Here is a 16,726-nt window from a genome sequence, read left to right on the forward strand (position 1 = left end):
CCCCGGGCGAGGCCAGGCCCCTGGTCGACAGCTGTTCCTGCATGAGACAAACTCAACCTTTTGCCCACGATCACAAAATTTATTCATGGAGTTCCTGGTGCTCGAGATCCGTCACCTGAAGACCCTGCACGCCTTGCGCGAAGCCGACAGCCTGGTAGAAGCCGCCGAACGCCTGCACCTGACCCAATCCGCCCTCTCGCACCAGTTCAAGGAGCTGGAGGAACGCCTGGGCATGCCACTGTTCGTGCGCAAGACCAAGCCCGTGCGCTTTACCAGCGCCGGGCTGCGCCTGCTGCAACTGGCAGACGCCACCCTGCCACTGCTGCGGGGCGCCGAGCGCGACCTTTCGCGGCTGGCAGGCGGCACCGCCGGCCGCCTGCACATGGCGATCGAGTGTCATAGCTGCTTCCAGTGGCTGATGCCGACCATCGACCAGTTCCGCGACGCCTGGCCCGAGGTAGAGCTGGACCTGGCCTCAGGCTTTTCCTTTGCCCCATTGCCGGCCCTGGCCCGTGGCGACCTGGACCTGGTGGTGACGTCCGATCCCGTGGACCTGGCCGGCATCACCTATGTGCCGCTGTTCACCTACGAGGCCATGCTCGCGGTGGCCAACCAGCACGCGCTGGCCAGCAAGCCCTACATAGTCCCGCAGGACCTGCAAAGTGAAACCCTGATCACCTACCCGGTGGAACGGGATCGCCTGGACATCTTCACCCGCTTCCTGGAACCGGCCGACATCGAACCGGCGCAGGTACGCACCTCGGAATTGACAGTGATGATGATGCAGCTGGTGGCCAGCGGCCGAGGGGTGTGCGGCATGCCTCATTGGGCCTTGCATGAGTACAGCTCAAGAGGCTACGTGAAGGCCAAGCGACTGGGGGAAAAGGGCCTGTTCGCCACCCTGTATGCGGCGGTTCGCAGCGACATGCTGGACGCGCCCTACATGCGGGATTTCCTGTTGACCGCCAAGGACACCTCGTTCTCCACCCTCGATGGCGTCAGTGCCGTCCGTTGAGCCGACTTGGCTGGCGCCGAGGCCTCAGGACTCGAGCGACAGCTCGCGCCACATGTGGATCTTGTCGAAGTAGTCGTCACCGACCCGAACGGCCTGGGGCTCAAGGCCGTATTGGACAAAGCCACAACGCTCGTACAAGGACAATGCAGCGTCATTGCCTGCGGTCACGGTCAGTTGTACCAGGCGCAGTCCTTCGTACTCCCCAGCCTCGGCCAGCAGGTCCTGGACCAATCGGTAGCCCAGGCCGCTATTGCGCTGTCCAGCGGTGACATACAGGCCAAAGAGGGTCGCCTTGTGCCTGGCCTTCTCGCGAAGTTCGAAGGCCAGGCCGACGATCCCCAGCAGCCGCCCTTCGCAGAACGCCCCCAGGAGCACGTCCAGCTCACCATCCAGGCGAGCGGCCCACCAGGCCAGGGGCAGCTTTTCCCGTTCGCGGACGCTGGAGGTGAACGCCTGCGGATGGCGCTCATAGGCTTCGAGCATCAAGGCCCGGTATTGCTCGACATCATCGGGGGTCAGGCGCTGGATCTGCATGTTCAATCGAGGGTCTTTTGTCCGGTAATGAATGAGGCGGACTTTATCTTGCCATCCTGCACTTCATAGATGGCTACGGTTTCCAGGGTTCCGGTGCCATCGCTGAAGGTACGGCTGATCAGTTCATGATCGATGACCACATTGCCCATCACTGAGCGCTGGAGCAGCCGGGCGTGCAGGTTGGGCTCCTGGAAGCGCAGTTGCGCCCGAGCCCGGATCTCTTCATGACCACGGGCCAGCAAGGTCGCCGGATGCTCGTATTGCCGGGCATCCCTGGCATAGGTCGCCAGCCAGGCCTCCAGGTCCTTGCGGTTATAGGCTTGCAGTTGCTCCTCGACCACGGTCTCGGGGCTGGAAAACTCTGTCATGGCACTACTCCAGTGTTCAGTTGGCACGACGTTGTTCGAACATCAAGCGCACCGCCAATCCTGCCAGCACGAAACCCATGAAATAACGCTGGGCCGACAACCAGGTCGGATTGCTGGCGAACCAGGAGGCGATACCGGCGGCGAACAGGGCGATCAGCAGGTTCACCGAGAAACTCACGCTGATCTGGGTCAGACCGAGGATGATGCTCTGGGTGAATACCGAACCGTATTCGGGATGGATGAACTGCGGGAAGATCGACAGGTAGAACACGGCGATCTTGGGATTCAGGGCACTGGTCAGAAAGCCCATGGTCATCAGCTTGCGCGGCGAATCGGCCGGCAGTTGCTGGGCCTCGAAGGGCGACCGGGCACCGGGCTTGAGCGCCTGCCAGGCCAGCCATAGCAAGTACAGGGCACCTGCCCACTTGAGGACTTCATAAGCCATGGGCACCGCCATGAACACGGCGGTGAGCCCCAGGGACGCGGCCATCAGGTGGACGAAGAACCCAGCCACCACCCCCAGCAACGATGTAACCCCGGCCTTGCGGCCCTGGCAGATCGAACGGGAAATCAGGTAGATCATGTTCGGCCCTGGAGTCAGCACCATCAGCAGGGAGGCGGCGACGAAAATCAGGTAGTCGTGCAGTGGAATCATGGCAGTCCTTGGCTATGGGGCCTCAGGCTGGAGATGCCTGGGCCTGGCGATAGAACGGCAAGATCAGATCCCTTGTCAATGGGGCCAGGAACAAACCACCATCGCCGGCCGGATCGATCCAGCGCACCTCCTCGATCTCGGCTGCAGGGGTCACCGGGGTGTCGATATGGATCAGGAATACCTCGGCCTGCACCACGAACCCCGGCTCATTGGCCGCCGGTGCCGAGAATTGTTGCAGGTAGCGGGCCTGGGCCGGGTCGATACGCAAGCCCAGCTCCTCTTCCAACTCACGAGCCAGGGCATGAACCGGCTGCTCGCCAGCCTCGATCTTGCCACCAGGTTGCATGAAGGCCTGGGTACCGCGCTTGCGCACCAGCAGGGTGTGGCCGTCGGCGCCGATCAGCAGTGCCGCAGCGATGCGAATAAGGGAGGGAGCAGCAGAGGAGGATGCAGGCATGGGAATACGAAGACCTTGGAAACGAAGGCGCAAGGATCACATGAGTACCTGCCTGGCGCCATCCACCCATGGTCTTTCTACCTGGCTCAGGCGCTCACCCGTTCCTCTCGGGGCAGCTTGACGAATACGCTGTAGCGAGCGCCCTCCATGGTTTCAAAGGCAATCAGCTTGTCCACCAGGGGCAGGCTGAGCACCTTGCCAGCATTGAGCAACAGCATGCCGTTGTCGGCATTGAGGTTGCGCGCCAGGATCATTCCCGCTACCAGTTCCCGAGTACCCATGACCCGTACCGCAGGGTCTCCCAGAGTGACATCGCACAGGTACACCGAGCACACCTGGATAAACCCCTCCACCAGGTCCGGGTCGTACAGCCGACCGGCGTACTTGCGAATGAACACCAGGGCCTCGTCGCTGTTCATCCGCCGTTCCAGGATCAGGCCGCACTGCAATTCGATGAAGTCCACCGCCAGCTTGAGCAGCCGCGCCCCCAGGGGAATCGCCGGGCCCTTGAGGTGATCGGGAAAGCCCGTGCCGTCCCAGTGTTCCTGGTGATGCCGGATCAGCCTGGCGGCATCCTGCACCGGTTCCAGGGTCATCAGCAGCGACTCACTCTGCTGCGGGTAGGCCCGGTAGCGTTCGCGCTGGTGAGGGTGCAATTGGTCAGCCGGGGTAACCATCATGCTGTCACTCCAGCTCAACTTGCCGATGTTGTGCAGCGCAGCCGCCATGGCCAGGTCGCGCTGGAGCACATCCCCAAGTCCCTGGATCGTGCAGTAGGCACGCACCAGTTCGATGACCCGCCGGTTGGTCTGCTTGCCGACAGGCAAACGCTGGTTCACCAGGAGCGAAAACAGCTCGGCCCCCGTGGCATAGCTGTGCTTGAGTTCCTCATAGGCGAGGTCGAGCATGTCGGCGGTCTGCTGCAACTCGGCGGTGCGCGCTGCAACGTGCTTTTCCAGTTGGGCGTTGAGGAGCTTGAGTTCGCTGTTCTGTTGCCGGGCCAGGGCCTCCAGGCGTTGGCGTTCACGCTCGCAATGCTGGTGTTCCAATGCCTGGTGCACGGCCTGCAGCAGCTCCTGGTCATTCCAGGGCTTGTTCAGGTAGCGATAGATCTCTCCCTCGTTGATGGCCTTGGTAATCAGTTGCAGGTCAGGATCACCGGTCAATAGGATTCGCGTCGTGAGCGGATACTGTTGGTGGATCTGCGCCAGCAGGGTCGGCCCATCCATCTGCGGCAGGTGGGCGGAACTGATCACCAGGTCCACCTCGCAACTGGCCATGACGTGCAGGGCCTGGGCAGGGTCCCGGGCGAAATGCAGCCGGTAGGGATGAGGCTCGAGCAACTGCTGCAAGCGTTGCAGGATCTGCGCCTGGGCATCGACCAACAGAACCCCGGGCAGGAGTGAAGCAGTGACAACGTCCGGATCACCCATGGGCCACCTCGGTTCAACGTTGATGCACGCATCCTTCATTGCGTGTACTGGCAACAATGATTCTCGTTGCCTGATTCAAGCGTAGAAGAATTTCCACTTGTGATGATGGCCTTTTAATACCATTGATCGCCCCGCAAGCCATGATCGCACCATTGCCCGCGGCAACGGTGCGGCCAACGTCCTTACTTGGCACCCTTGGCGCTGGAACCAAAGGCAGAGAAGCGCTTGTTGAAGCCTGCGATACGACCTTCGGACTGGGTCTTGCGCTGCTGGCCGGTGTACACCGGGTGCGAGGCACTGGAAACGTCGAGGGCCACGTAGGGATAGGTCTGGCCATCGCTGTACTGCTGGGTGCGGTCGGTGTCGACGGTGGAACCGATGAGGAAATACACGTCCGCAGCAGTGTCGTGGAACAGCACAGTGCGATAGGTGGGGTGGATACCAGGTTTCATGGAGCCTCCAGGGCATTTGGCGAACGATTAAAAGTTATACAATAACATATCAATTCACTCCAAACGAGAACCGATTGCAACAAGCCATTCGCCGCGACAACCGCGCCAGACCGCACCCTTGCCCTTGGATTCCGGACGTCCGCCGTTCAACGGTTGCCCCGACCGGGAGATCGCCCGTAAGCTGGAAATCTCCGCCGAGACCGTGAAAGCCCATTAAAAAAACATATCTACGGCACGCAGGGCCTCAATCCCTGCCCGAGCTGTGCCCGATCTCTTTCCAGGCACCTGGTGCCCGGAAGGCCCCGTGACGTGTTGCCGGCCCCGGCCATAACAATAAGAACCAGCGCTCCAACAACGATGAGTACCGACAAACGATCTTAATGAGTCCAAACCAAGGAACCCGTATGAGCCTGTCACTCCTGAGCCGCTACGCCTTCTTTGCCGCCTGCGTGATATTCACCCTCGCCAGCCTGCCTTTCGTCGAATATGACTGGGTCTGGCCCTTTACCCTGGTCACCGGCCTTTTGAGCCTGCTGGGGATCTTCGATCTGCTGCAAAGCCCCCATGCCGTTCGCCGCAACTACCCGATCCTGGGCAACATCCGCTACCTGGTCGAAGGCATCCGCCCGGAGATCCGCCAGTACCTGCTGGAGTCCGACAGCGACGCCCTGCCATTCTCCCGGGCCCAGCGTTCCCTGGTGTACTCCCGGGCCAAGAACCAAAGCGCTGACAAACCCTTCGGCACCCTGGTCGATGTCTACCAGTCGGGTTTCGAATTCATCGGCCACTCCATGCGTCCGGCCCCGCTGAGCGATCCCAACACCTTCCGGGTCACCGTCGGCGGCCCGCAGTGCACCCAGCCGTACTCGGCATCGGTTTTCAACATCTCGGCCATGAGCTTCGGCTCCCTGAGCGCCAATGCCATCCGCGCCCTGAACCAGGGTGCCAAGCTCGGCAATTTCGCCCATGACACCGGGGAAGGCAGCATCAGCCCCTACCACCGCGAACACGGTGGCGACCTGACCTGGGAACTGGGTAGCGGCTACTTCGGCTGCCGCACCAGCGATGGACGCTTCGATCCCGAGCGCTTTGCCGCCCAGGCCCAGGACCCACAAGTGCGGATGATCGAGATCAAGATGAGCCAGGGCGCCAAGCCGGGGCACGGCGGCATCCTGCCCAAGCACAAGGTGACCCAGGAGATCGCCCAGACCCGTGGTATCCGCATGGGCGAGGATTGCATCTCGCCCTCGAGCCACAGTGCCTTCTCCACCCCGATCGAAATGATGCATTTCATCCAGCAACTGCGTGAGCTGTCCGGTGGCAAGCCGGTGGGCTTCAAGTTCTGCCTTGGCCATCCCTGGGAGTTCATGGGCATCGCCAAGGCCATGCTGGAAACCGGCATTCTCCCGGACTTCATCGTGGTCGACGGCAAGGAAGGCGGTACCGGTGCAGCGCCGGTCGAGTTCACCGACCACATCGGCGCACCGATGCGCGAAGGCCTGCTGTTCGTGCACAACACCCTGGTGGGCCTGAACCTGCGGGACAAGATCAAGCTCGGTGCCAGTGGCAAGATCGTCAGCGCCTTCGATATCGCCAGCGTCCTGGCCATCGGCGCCGACTGGGCCAACTCGGCACGGGGTTTCATGTTCGCCATCGGCTGCATCCAGTCGCAAAGCTGCCACACCAACAAGTGCCCGACCGGCGTGGCCACCCAGGACAATCTGCGCCAGCGGGCACTGGTGGTCCCGGACAAGGCCCAGCGGGTATACAGCTTCCACCACAACACCCTCAAGGCCCTGGCGGAAATGCTCGCGGCCGCCGGCCTGCAACATCCTTCGCAGCTCGAAGCCAAGCACCTGGTGCGCCGCATGTCAGCCACCGAGATCAAGCTGTTCTCCCAACTGCATGTATTCCTCAAGCCCGGCGAACTGCTCACCGGCCAGGTCAGCGGCGAGTTCTACTCGCGCATGTGGCAACTGGCACGCGCCGACAGTTTCGAACCCAATACCCCAGCCGCGGCCTGAGACCCGCCGTCCAGGCTCCCCTGATGCCAAGGGAGCCTGGCCAACCCACAAGGAAGATCATCATGCTCAAGGTCATTGCCGAAGACTTCATCCTCCCCGAACACCTGGAGACCGTACGCCCGTGGTACGCCGAACTGGTGGAGAAGACCCGCCAGGAACCGCTGTGCATCGCCTACGATCTGTTCGTCGACCAGAAGGACCCCGGGCATTTCATCTTCATCGAACTATGGCCCGACCAGGCCGCCCTCGATGCTCACTGCCGCAGCGAGCACTTCACCCGCCTGGTCCCGCAGATCAATGCATTCCAGGCCCGCGAATGCCGCGTGCTGTTAATGGACTCGTTCTAGAAAACACCCTGCACGATGCTTGACCGGACCACCGAAAGCAGCCCCGACACGACCTACTTTTGGGAGATCCACCATGTCACTGCTGTCATTCGAGCTGCTGTCCCGTCAACTGCCCGAACCCTGGCAATCCAAGCAGGTTGGCCAGGTCGGCCCGGCACGCATCAAGGTGCTGCGCATGGACCGCCGCCCCTATGCCGAAGAAATCCACGACTACAACGAAGGCTTGCTGGTCACCGCTGGCTGCCTGCGCCTGGGCATCGAAGGAAACACCGTGGAGGTGCTGCCCGGGCAGATGTACCTGGTCCAGGCCGGCCAGGCCCACAGCGTGTTGCCCGGCAGCCATGGCACCCTGGTGATCATCGACGTCTAGGCTTCGCGCGTGCGGGCGCATGACGCACCACTGCCCGCAGAGGACCCACTGGCCCCATTGGAATGGAGAAACCCATGTCTCGTCGCTTGCTTGCAATGCTCGCCTTGTTGATATCGCTCGACACCGCCATCGCTGCCGAGCGTTGGCAGACCCTGCCCCCGACCCCGGCTCCACTGGCCGAGGCCCGGTCCGACTACGCCCAGGTCAATGGCATACGCCTCTACTACAGCAAGATCGGCCATGGCTCGCCGGTGGTGCTGCTGCACGGCGGCCTGGGCAATGCCGACTACTGGGGCCATCAGGTCAAGGCCCTGGCCGCCCGGCACACGGTGATCAGCGTCGACAGCCGTGGCCATGGCCGCAGCACTCGCGATGCCCGCCCCTACGGCTACGACCTGATGGCCGACGATGTGATCGCCCTGCTCGATCAACTGAAAATCCCCCGGGCCGATTTCGTCGGCTGGAGCGATGGCGCGATCCTCGGCCTGGACCTGGCCATGCGCTACCCGCAACGGGTGGGCAAGGTCTTCGCCTATGCCGCCAACACTCGCACCTCCGGCGTCAAGGAAGGGGTGGAGAACAATCCGACCTTCGCCGCCTACATCGAGCGCGCCGGCAAGGAATACGCAAAACTGTCACCGACACCCGGGGAGTACCAGGCCTTCGTCGAGCAAATCAGCCACATGTGGGCCAGCCAACCCAACTGGAGCGACGCCGACCTTTCGAAGATCAAGGCACCGGTACTGATCGTCGACGGCGATCGCGACGAAGCCATCAAGCGCGAACACACCGAGTACATGGCGGCGGCCATTCCCGGGGCTGGGCTGCTGATCCTGCCCAATGTCAGTCACTTTGCCTTTCTCCAGGACCCGGGCTTCTTCAATGCTGCCCTCGAACATTTCCTCGACGAAAAATAACCCGAGGCCTGCCACGGACGCCCCCCTTAGCGGGGACGTCTTTGCCAGAACTCTTGCATTTATGCATATATAAATTGCACTGACGCATAATTCATCTAAGGTTGAGTGCAGACCCGACAGCGCCTGCCATCGAGGCTGGCCCGGCGCGATGCCTGGCATCCGGGTCCGGTACGCCGCCCGCTCACGTGCGGCGACGAATACCAGCCGGAGGCTGGTTTTCACTCACGGAGGATGAACATGCTAAGCACTACCCTGCCCCCTATCGGCAACCCACAGGTCATGCCCCGCTGCCTGGCCGGCACCCTGCTCGATCCGGAACTGGACGAAATCACGCAAGAGGCCGAAGCCGCGCCCCTGGCCGGCGCCCGCCTGAACTTCAGCATCCAGCAACAGACCCAGACCAACTGGTGCTGGGCCGCCCTGTCGGCCTCGGTCGGCAACTACTACGGCACCGGTTCCTGGACCCAATGCGGGGTGGCCAACGCCGAACTGGGCCGCAACTACTGCTGCAGCCAGCCTGGGCCGTGCAACGTATACGGCCAGTTGGACTCGGCCTTGCGCACCACTGGCAGCTATGGCGGCATGCGTGAAGACCGCATGCAGATGGCCGCCATCGAGAACCAGATCGGCATGGGCCGCCCCGTCGGCCTGCGTTGTGCCTGGTATGGCGGCGGCGCGCACTTCCTGACGATCTATGGCACCGATGGCGGCTATGTCCTGGTGGCCGACTCGATCTTCGGCTACTCGACCCGCGCCCTGAACAGCTTCCCCGGCACCTACAACGGCGGCGGCAACTGGACCCACACCTACTTCACCCGGAAAAACTACTGAGGAGGCAGCATGCAACTGACTTACCCCAAGGCGCCCGCCGGTGGCGTCCAGCAACTGCGTCCGGTCCTGCAATCGGCCCTGCAGACCCAGGGCTTCGGTATCAATCGTGCCTTCGCCAATGCCCGTCCGGGCACCTTGAACCTGTCCCAGGCCTTTCGTGGCTATACCCTGGGCCTGGAAGACCTGGCCAACGGCCAGGACCTGACCCAGGCCACGCCGGGCGATTGGCATTACCTGGTGTTCGCCGGTGGCGTTTCGATCGCCGACGCCCAACTGACCGAAACCACCGGCCAGCTGGAGTTCTGTGCACTGAACCACGGTGCCCTGGCGGCCTCGACCATCAGCGCCCTGAACCTGGCCGATCAAGCCCCACAGCTGCAAGGCAAGTCCTATGAACTGCGCTTGCTGTTCGTCCCGGCCCTGCAAGCAACGCTGATCTGGCTGCACGGCGACGCCGAGCAAGTGCTGATTCCCATCGAACCCACGCCCACCCACCTGGCGCCCCGGCAGCTCTACAGCGAGACTGCGCTGTTCGGCCTGCTGGTACCGGCCGCCAAGCAAGCCAAGGCGGTGTTCGATGCCGACACCAGCGGCACCCTGGGCGGTTGAGCCCGGCCCAAAAAAATCCGGCGCCCCTCACGGGACGCCGGATTTTTCATTGCTTGGCCATCAGGCCAGGCTGCTCACGTAGGGAGCAGCCCCGAGCCGCTACTCAGGAAGCCGAACGGGCCTGCTGCTGGGTGTTGGTCGGATGCAGGTTGAGCATGTAGAACAACGCGGTCAACAGGACCAGGAACGCTGGGCCGACATACAGCGCCACACGGGTATCCGGGAAGTAGGCCATCAGCCCCACCACCAGTACCAGGAACGCCAGCGCCAGGTACGAGCTGATCGGGTACAGCCACATGCGGTACTTCAAGCCAGCGCGCTCGGCTGGAGTCAGGCCTTTGCGGAACTTGAGCTGGGCCAGGAGGATCATCACCCAAGTCCAGATCGCGCCGAAGGTGGCGATGGAGGTCACCCAGACGAACACCTTCTCCGGCACCAGGTAGTTGAGCAGCACGCCCAGCAGCAAGGCGAAGATCGACAGCAGCAAGGCGCGACGCGGCACGCCGCTTTCCGAGGTCTTGGCGAAGCTGGCCGGCGCCTGGCCGTTCTGCGCCAGGCTGTAGAGCATGCGGCCGGTACTGAAGATACCGCCGTTGCAGGACGACAAGGCCGCGGTGATCACCACGAAGTTGATGATGCCGGCGGCGGTCTTGATCCCCAGGCGCTCGAAAGTCATCACGAAGGGACTGCCCTGGGTGCCGATTTCGCTCCATGGGTAGATCGACAGGATCACGAACAGCGCGCCCACGTAGAACAGCAGGATGCGCCAGAACACCGAGCCGATGGCGTTGGGAATGGTCTTTTGCGGGTTGCGAGCTTCACCGGCGGTCAGGCCGATCATCTCTACGCCCAGATAGGCGAACATCACCATTTGCAGGGACATCAACACACCGGTCACGCCGTTGGGCATGAAGCCGCCGTGGGTCCACAGGTTGGAGATCCCCAGGGCCACGCCATCGTTGCCGAAGCCGAAGGCGATGATGCCGACACCGCCAATGACCATGGCGATGATAGTGACGATCTTGATCAGGGCGAACCAGAACTCGAACTCACCGAAGGCCTTGACCGCGATCAGGTTGATCGAGCCCATGCTCACCAGGGCCGCCAGGGCCCAGATCCAGCGCGGCACATCGGGGAACCAGATGCCCATGTACACCGCCACGGCGGTGATTTCCGCGACACAGGTCACCAGCCACAGGAACCAGTAGTTCCAGCCGGTGAGGAAGCCTGCCAGCGGCCCCAGGTAGTCTTGTGCATAGCGGCTGAAAGAGCCGGCGACCGGGTTGTGCACTGCCATCTCGCCGAGGGCGCGCATAATCACCAGGATCGCCAGGCCGCCGATGATGTAGGACAGCATGATGGCCGGACCGGCCATTTGGATGGCCTTGGCCGAGCCGAGGAACAGGCCGACGCCGATACAGGCGCCCAGGGCCATCAAGCGAATATGCCGTTCGCCGAGTTCGCGTTTCAGCGGGCCGCCCTGAGCGGTTTCGCCGTGGGGCAGTTGGTTGCCAACTGGCATAGAGATACAACCTCATTTTGTTATTGGATATGAACCACCGAGTCTTCCAGGCAAAGGCGGGTAACCCTAGCCTGCTTGACCGGACCGCCCTTGTGGGACGGCGCGTCTGTAGGACAAGACCTGCCAGATCAGCGGGGTGCGCAGTATAAAAAGCTCCTGACAGGGCTTTTCACTCTATAAATAGCTAAATTCAGAGAGAAATCTCGGCAATATCCGGTTTCACGGAGAAGCATTCCCTGCTTTTTGCCTGCAGACCTCACTCGGAAAGGGTCGCGAGTATTGCACAGCCCCGGGGTGTCGTCATGCCCCTACCTAGGGCGTATTTACCTTGGTAAAGGCTCTATTCCTGCACTTTCCGGTTTTTTCACCGCACACTCTCCTTACCTGCCACCACGCCGCGAACAGCCTGACGATCAACGCTTGATCGCACCAACAGCGGGCTCTCGCCGCGGCGCAGGCTAAACACCTGTTTTGACAATTTCCTCACCGTTGGCCACCACGGACTAAGCTTCAGACAAGTCCGATCAATCTGCGTGGATGGATCAATCGACTATGGGCGCTTTGTGGCACACCGATTCGCGTAACACCGCAGTGCCAAGCCACAGCGACGCCGAAGCGCCTTTGCCCAAACGCCCCAGGCCCCGCCGCTATCTCTGGCGCCTGTTCTGGCTGTTGTTGCTGATCACCCTGATTGCCCTGGGAGTGGCCGCCTCCCGGGAAATGCGCACCTCAAAGCTTCAGGCCCGGGAGTTCAGCAGGCTGGCCAATGACCTGAGCTACTCCTTGCAGCCTGGCCCCAGCGACGCGGTGTTCTATCCCGGCAGCGGCCCCTTCGACCGTCGCTTGGGCTATAGCGCCCTGGGCGAGTTCCTGCCGCGCCTGCTCAAGCGCGGCTACCTGATCGAGGCCCAGACCCGGTTCTCCCCAGCCTTGATGGACTACAGCAAAAGCGGCTTTTTCGTGCCCTACGCCGAAAAGATCCAGGCCGGGTTGTCCATCACCGACTGCCGGGCCGCACCGTTGTACCAGTTCAAGTATCCGCAACAGCTGTATGCGAATTTCGCCAGTATCCCGCCGCTGGTGGTGCACAGCCTGCTGTTCATCGAGAACCGTGACCTGCTGGACCCGGGACTGGCCCAGGCCAACCCGGCGGTGGACTGGCCACGCTTCGCCAAGGCCGCCTGGTCCCAGGTGGCCCGGTTGCTGCACCTGCCGGGCCAGAGTGCCGGGGGCAGTACCCTGGCCACGCAGTTGGAAAAATACCGTCACTCTCCCGACGGCCTGACGGCATCCGGCGGCGAAAAGATCCGGCAGATGGTTTCGGCCAGTGTGCGCGCCTATCAGGACGGCCCGCAGACCCTGGAAGCCCGTAAACGCATCGTGCGCGATTACCTCAACAGCGTCCCGCTGTCAGCCGTTCCCGGTCATGGCGAGGTCCATGGCATGGCCGAAGGGCTGCGGGTCTGGTACGGCGCCGACTTCAACCAGGTCAACCAGGCCCTGGCCGGTACGGCAACGGATGCCCACAGCCTGGCCCAGCGAGGCCTGGCCCTGCGCGAGGTGCTGTCGCTGATGATTGCCCAGCGCCGCCCCTCCCATTACCTGGCCAAGGGCCGCACAGAGTTGGCGGACTTGACCGACAGCCACATCCGCCTGCTAGCGCAGAACAATGTCATCGACCCGGCGCTGAGCAGCGCCGCCCTGGCCAGCAAGGTGACCTATCGGGATTGGCAGCAACAGCCGACGATCCAGCCGATCGAGACCAACAAGGGCATCAGCGTGGCCCGCAGCCGCCTGGCGGCCCTGCTCAACCGGCCGCTGTACGACCTGGACCGCCTCGACCTCTCGGCCACCAGCACCTTGCAGAGCGACCTGCAGCGCCAGGCCACCGAATACCTCAAGCATCTGGCCGACCCGGCCTTCGCCGCGCAGGTGGGCCTGCTTGGCGAGCGCCTGCTCACCCCCACCAGCACCACGCAAGTGCGCTACAGCTTCACCCTGTTCGAACTCACCCCCGACGGCTCCCGAGTGCGGGTGCAGACCGACAGCACCGACCAGCCCTTCGACATCAACGAAGGCAGCAAGCTGGAGCTGGGCTCCACCGCCAAGCTGCGGGTGCTGACCACCTACCTGCAGATCATCGCCGAACTGCACGACAAGTACGCCGGACAGAGCCCGGCGCAATTGAAGAAGGTCGCGGTGAACGACCAGGACCGCCTGAGCCGCTGGGCCCTGGATTACCTGGCGCAGAACAGCGACCAGAGCCTGCCGAAGATGCTCGACGCCGCCCTGGACCGCACCTACTCCGCCAGCCCCGGCGAGGCCTTCTTTACCGGTGGTGGCGTGCACCACTTCCACAACTTTCGCAACGAGGACAACGGCCGCAGCCCGAGCTTGCGCGATGCCTTGCGCGAATCCATCAACCTGCCGTTCATCCGCCTGATGCGCGATCTGGTGCGCTACAGCACCTATGGCGGCGACAGCGCCAGCGCCGAGTTGCTCAAGGACGATGACAATCCGCGGCGCCAGGAATACCTGGCGCGCTTCGCCGACCGCGAAGGCACCTCGTTCCTCCTGCGCTTCTGGAAGAAATATCGCAACAAGGACACCCAGTCGCGCCTGGAAACCTTCCTCGACGGTATGCATCCCACCGCGATCCGCCTGGCCGCCGTGCATCGCTACCTGCTGCCGGACGCCAGCCAGGACAGCTTCAACCGCTTCGTGCGAGCCCACATGAAGACCGCCAAGGTCAGCGAGAAACTCACCGACGAGCGCCTGGACAAGCTCTACGCCAGCTACGGACCGGGCGCCTACGACCTGCCGGACCAGGGCTACATCGCCAAGGTCCACCCGTTGGACCTGTGGCTGCTCGGTTACCTGATGCACAATCCCGACGCCAACTTCAGCCAGGTGGTCAAGGCCAGCGAGTTCGAACGCCAGGAGGTCTACAGCTGGTTGTTCAAGAGCCGTCATCGCAGCGCCCGGGACAGCCGCATCCGCACCATGCTGGAGATCGAGGCGTTCCTCGACATCCACCAGCGCTGGCAAGCCGTGGGGTACCCGTTCGACCACCTGGTGCCGTCCCTGGCCACCGCCATCGGCAGCTCCGGCGACCGGCCAGCGGCCCTGGCCGAGCTGGTGGGCACCATCCTCAATGACGGTGTGCGCCTGCCGACCCTGCGCATCGACAGCCTGCACTTCGCCGCCAACACGCCCTACGAAACCCGCCTGCTCAACGACCCGGACAAGGGCAAGCGGGTGATGCCTTCGCAGGTGGCCACGGCGCTGCGTGGAGCCCTGTCCCAGGTGGTGGATGCCGGCACCGCAAAGCGGGTATCCGGCAGCTTCAAGCTGGCCGACGGTACGCCCCTGGCCATGGGCGGCAAGACCGGCACCGGCGACAACCGCATCGAGGCCATCGGCGCCGGAGGCCGGGTGCTGAGCTCCAAATCCATCAACCGCACCGCGACCTTCGTGTTCTACATCGGCGATCACCACTTCGGCACTCTCACCGCCTATGTTCCCGGTGCCTCCGCCCAAGCCTTCAAGTTCACCTCGGCCTTGCCGGTGCAGGTGCTCAAGGGCATGGCGCCGATCCTCATGCCCTATCTGCAACCGGGTAGCGGCACCCAGTGCCAGGGCAGCCTGGCCCAACGCTGACGCCCCACACGGCGGCCAGCCCCGGGGCTGGCTGCGCGGCATTTCTCGCTCTCTTTGCCAATCAGCAGCTGCGACGAACGGTGGCCCCGGGTCGTGCGGAACCCCTTGCGTCATTCTTAAGATATATCTTAAGTTATGTCTTAACCAAAACGGAGAGCACGAAAATGAGAGAGCACCACCCTCCCCATCATCACCGCGGACATGGCGACGGCCCCGATGGCTTCGAGCGCCGCGGCGGCCGTGAGCGCGGCGGCCGTGGCCCACGGGTATTCGCCCCCGGCGACCTGAAGCTGCTGCTGTTGGCGTTGATCGCCGACGAGCCCTGCCATGGCTACGACCTGATCCGCCAGATCGAAACCATGTTCGATGGCGTCTACAGCCCGAGCCCGGGCGTGATCTACCCGACCCTGACCTTCCTGGAAGAAAGCGAAATGATCCAGGGCGATGCCGAAGGCGGGAAAAAACGCTACAGCGCCACCGACACCGGTCGTCTGTTCCTCAAGGAGCAGGCCGTTGCCCTGGATGGCGTGCGCATGCGCATCGAAGTCAGCAAGCGCTCGCTGCGCGGGCATGATCGCCCGGCAGAAATCCACGAGGCGGTGCACAACCTGCGCCATGCCCTGCAAATGCATAACGGTCGCTGGAGCCCCGAGGAAATCCTGCGGGTCCGCGATCTGCTGAACAACACTGCCAAGGCCATTGTCGATGGTCCTCCAACCCCTTCCAGCCAGGAGAAAGCCGAATGACTGCCACTCCCGAATTGTCCATTCACCGGGTCATGCACGAGATCAAGCGCCGGCGCCTGCAGGTCCTGCGCGTGGTCGACGTGACCCCGCGCATGCGCCGGGTCACCCTGGGCGGCCCGGAACTGGCCGGGTTCCTCAGCCTGGGCAGCGACGACCATGTGAAGTTGCTGTTCCCGCAGAACGCCGAGCAGCAAGCCGCCCTGCAAACCCTGGTCGTGGGCCCGGGCAAGGACAACGGGCCGATGCCCGCCATGCGCGACTACACCCCGCGCCGCTACGACCCGCAGCTGGGCGAGTTGGACATCGACTTCGTCTTGCACGGCGACGGCCCCGCGTCGACCTGGGCCGAACAGGTCCAGCCCGGCCAGGAGCTGCACATCGCCGGGCCACGAGGCTCGATGGTAGTCCCGGACATCTTCGACAGCTACCTGCTGATCGGCGATGAAACCGCCCTGCCGGCCATCGCCCGGCGCCTGGAGGAGCTGCCCGCCGGCCGCCGGGGCCTGGCGGTGATCGAAATCCAGGATCGTGCCGAACGCCAGGCGCTGCACAGCGCCGCCGAAGTGGAGGTGATCTGGGTCGAACGTGATAGCGGCCAGCAGGATCTGCTCGGTTGCGTACGCGGGCTGCAAGTGCCAGAAGGCCGGCTCTATGCCTGGATCGCCACCGAGAGCAAAGTCTCGCGGCAACTGCGCCGGATTCTGCTCGATGAGCATCGGCTCGACGATGAATTCGTCAAGGCCGTCGGCTACTGGCGCCTGGATACCAGCGAAGAAGAGTAACCCT

Annotated in this window: 17 protein-coding genes and 1 pseudogene; 11 read left to right on the forward strand and 7 right to left on the reverse strand. The window is 63.1% G+C overall.

Going from position 1 to position 16,726, the window contains the following annotated elements; translation table 11 throughout:
• The first annotated feature begins 97 nt into the window (after positions 1–97).
• Positions 98–1,015 carry a transcriptional regulator MetR gene (metR, locus tag I9018_RS25830; RefSeq protein WP_068584929.1) on the forward strand — a complete coding sequence of 306 codons (918 nt, stop codon included), beginning with the start codon at positions 98–100 and terminating at the stop codon, positions 1,013–1,015.
• A gap of 24 nt (positions 1,016–1,039) precedes the next feature.
• Here metR and I9018_RS25835 read toward each other — a convergent pair whose 3' ends face one another.
• From I9018_RS25835 to I9018_RS25860, 6 genes are all read right to left on the reverse strand, one after another.
• Positions 1,040–1,549 (reverse strand): GNAT family N-acetyltransferase, encoded by a 510-nt coding sequence (locus I9018_RS25835; protein ID WP_068584925.1) that lies wholly within the window; start codon positions 1,547–1,549, stop codon positions 1,040–1,042.
• Between the two features lie 2 nt (positions 1,550–1,551).
• Positions 1,552–1,917, reverse strand: coding sequence for a nuclear transport factor 2 family protein (locus I9018_RS25840; protein ID WP_068584922.1), 366 nt, complete (start codon positions 1,915–1,917; stop codon positions 1,552–1,554).
• A gap of 16 nt (positions 1,918–1,933) precedes the next feature.
• The gene (locus I9018_RS25845; protein WP_068584919.1) at positions 1,934–2,572 is read right to left on the reverse strand and encodes a LysE family translocator; all 639 of its coding nucleotides are present in this window, start codon (positions 2,570–2,572) and stop codon (positions 1,934–1,936) included.
• A gap of 22 nt (positions 2,573–2,594) precedes the next feature.
• Positions 2,595–3,029 (reverse strand): NUDIX domain-containing protein, encoded by a 435-nt coding sequence (locus I9018_RS25850; protein ID WP_068584916.1) that lies wholly within the window; start codon positions 3,027–3,029, stop codon positions 2,595–2,597.
• Positions 3,030–3,115: 86 nt separating this feature from the next.
• Complete coding sequence (locus I9018_RS25855; RefSeq protein WP_068584914.1) at positions 3,116–4,462, reverse strand: HD domain-containing phosphohydrolase; 1,347 nt, start codon at positions 4,460–4,462, stop codon at positions 3,116–3,118.
• Between the two features lie 182 nt (positions 4,463–4,644).
• On the reverse strand, positions 4,645–4,914 hold the full coding sequence (locus I9018_RS25860) for a type B 50S ribosomal protein L31 (RefSeq protein WP_068584912.1): 270 nt from the start codon (positions 4,912–4,914) through the stop codon (positions 4,645–4,647).
• A 124-nt stretch (positions 4,915–5,038) separates the two neighbouring features.
• Here I9018_RS25860 and I9018_RS25865 point away from each other — a divergent pair.
• The 7 genes and pseudogenes from I9018_RS25865 to I9018_RS25895 all read left to right on the forward strand — a co-directional run.
• A pseudogene (locus I9018_RS25865) lies at positions 5,039–5,128 on the forward strand (helix-turn-helix transcriptional regulator); the annotation flags it as partial.
• 190 nt (positions 5,129–5,318) lie between these two features.
• Positions 5,319–6,938 carry an FMN-binding glutamate synthase family protein gene (locus I9018_RS25870; protein ID WP_068584909.1) on the forward strand — a complete coding sequence of 540 codons (1,620 nt, stop codon included), beginning with the start codon at positions 5,319–5,321 and terminating at the stop codon, positions 6,936–6,938.
• A gap of 62 nt (positions 6,939–7,000) precedes the next feature.
• A complete protein-coding gene (locus I9018_RS25875; RefSeq protein ID WP_068584901.1) occupies positions 7,001–7,285 on the forward strand; it encodes a putative quinol monooxygenase in 285 nt (94 codons plus the stop codon).
• A gap of 73 nt (positions 7,286–7,358) precedes the next feature.
• Positions 7,359–7,655: a cupin gene (locus I9018_RS25880; RefSeq protein WP_068584899.1), complete on the forward strand. Its 297-nt coding sequence runs from the start codon at positions 7,359–7,361 to the stop codon at positions 7,653–7,655.
• 74 nt (positions 7,656–7,729) lie between these two features.
• Positions 7,730–8,572 (forward strand): alpha/beta hydrolase, encoded by an 843-nt coding sequence (locus I9018_RS25885; protein WP_068584896.1) that lies wholly within the window; start codon positions 7,730–7,732, stop codon positions 8,570–8,572.
• Between the two features lie 237 nt (positions 8,573–8,809).
• Positions 8,810–9,403 (forward strand): papain-like cysteine protease family protein, encoded by a 594-nt coding sequence (locus tag I9018_RS25890; RefSeq protein ID WP_124347521.1) that lies wholly within the window; start codon positions 8,810–8,812, stop codon positions 9,401–9,403.
• Between the two features lie 9 nt (positions 9,404–9,412).
• Positions 9,413–10,012: a hypothetical protein gene (locus I9018_RS25895; RefSeq protein WP_241107870.1), complete on the forward strand. Its 600-nt coding sequence runs from the start codon at positions 9,413–9,415 to the stop codon at positions 10,010–10,012.
• Positions 10,013–10,115: 103 nt separating this feature from the next.
• On the opposite strand, the gene I9018_RS25900 is transcribed toward I9018_RS25895, so the two are convergent.
• Positions 10,116–11,534 (reverse strand): amino acid permease, encoded by a 1,419-nt coding sequence (locus I9018_RS25900; protein WP_241107871.1) that lies wholly within the window; start codon positions 11,532–11,534, stop codon positions 10,116–10,118.
• 552 nt (positions 11,535–12,086) lie between these two features.
• Between I9018_RS25900 and I9018_RS25905 the strand changes: the two genes are divergently transcribed.
• The 3 genes from I9018_RS25905 to I9018_RS25915 all read left to right on the forward strand — a co-directional run bounded on the left by I9018_RS25905 (position 12,087) and on the right by I9018_RS25915 (position 16,722).
• Positions 12,087–15,194, forward strand: a complete 3,108-nt coding sequence (locus I9018_RS25905) for a transglycosylase domain-containing protein (RefSeq protein WP_241107872.1) — start codon at positions 12,087–12,089, stop codon at positions 15,192–15,194.
• Between the two features lie 164 nt (positions 15,195–15,358).
• Entirely contained in the window at positions 15,359–15,940 is a 582-nt protein-coding gene (locus I9018_RS25910) for a PadR family transcriptional regulator (RefSeq protein ID WP_241107873.1), read from the forward strand.
• A complete protein-coding gene (locus I9018_RS25915; protein ID WP_241107874.1) occupies positions 15,937–16,722 on the forward strand; it encodes a siderophore-interacting protein in 786 nt (261 codons plus the stop codon). Before I9018_RS25910 ends, I9018_RS25915 begins: the two co-directional genes overlap by 4 nt.
• Positions 16,723–16,726 lie beyond the last annotated feature (4 nt).

The organism is Pseudomonas sp. MPFS, from assembly GCF_022537035.1.
In the GTDB taxonomy this organism is placed as follows: domain Bacteria; phylum Pseudomonadota; class Gammaproteobacteria; order Pseudomonadales; family Pseudomonadaceae; genus Aquipseudomonas; species Aquipseudomonas sessilinigenes.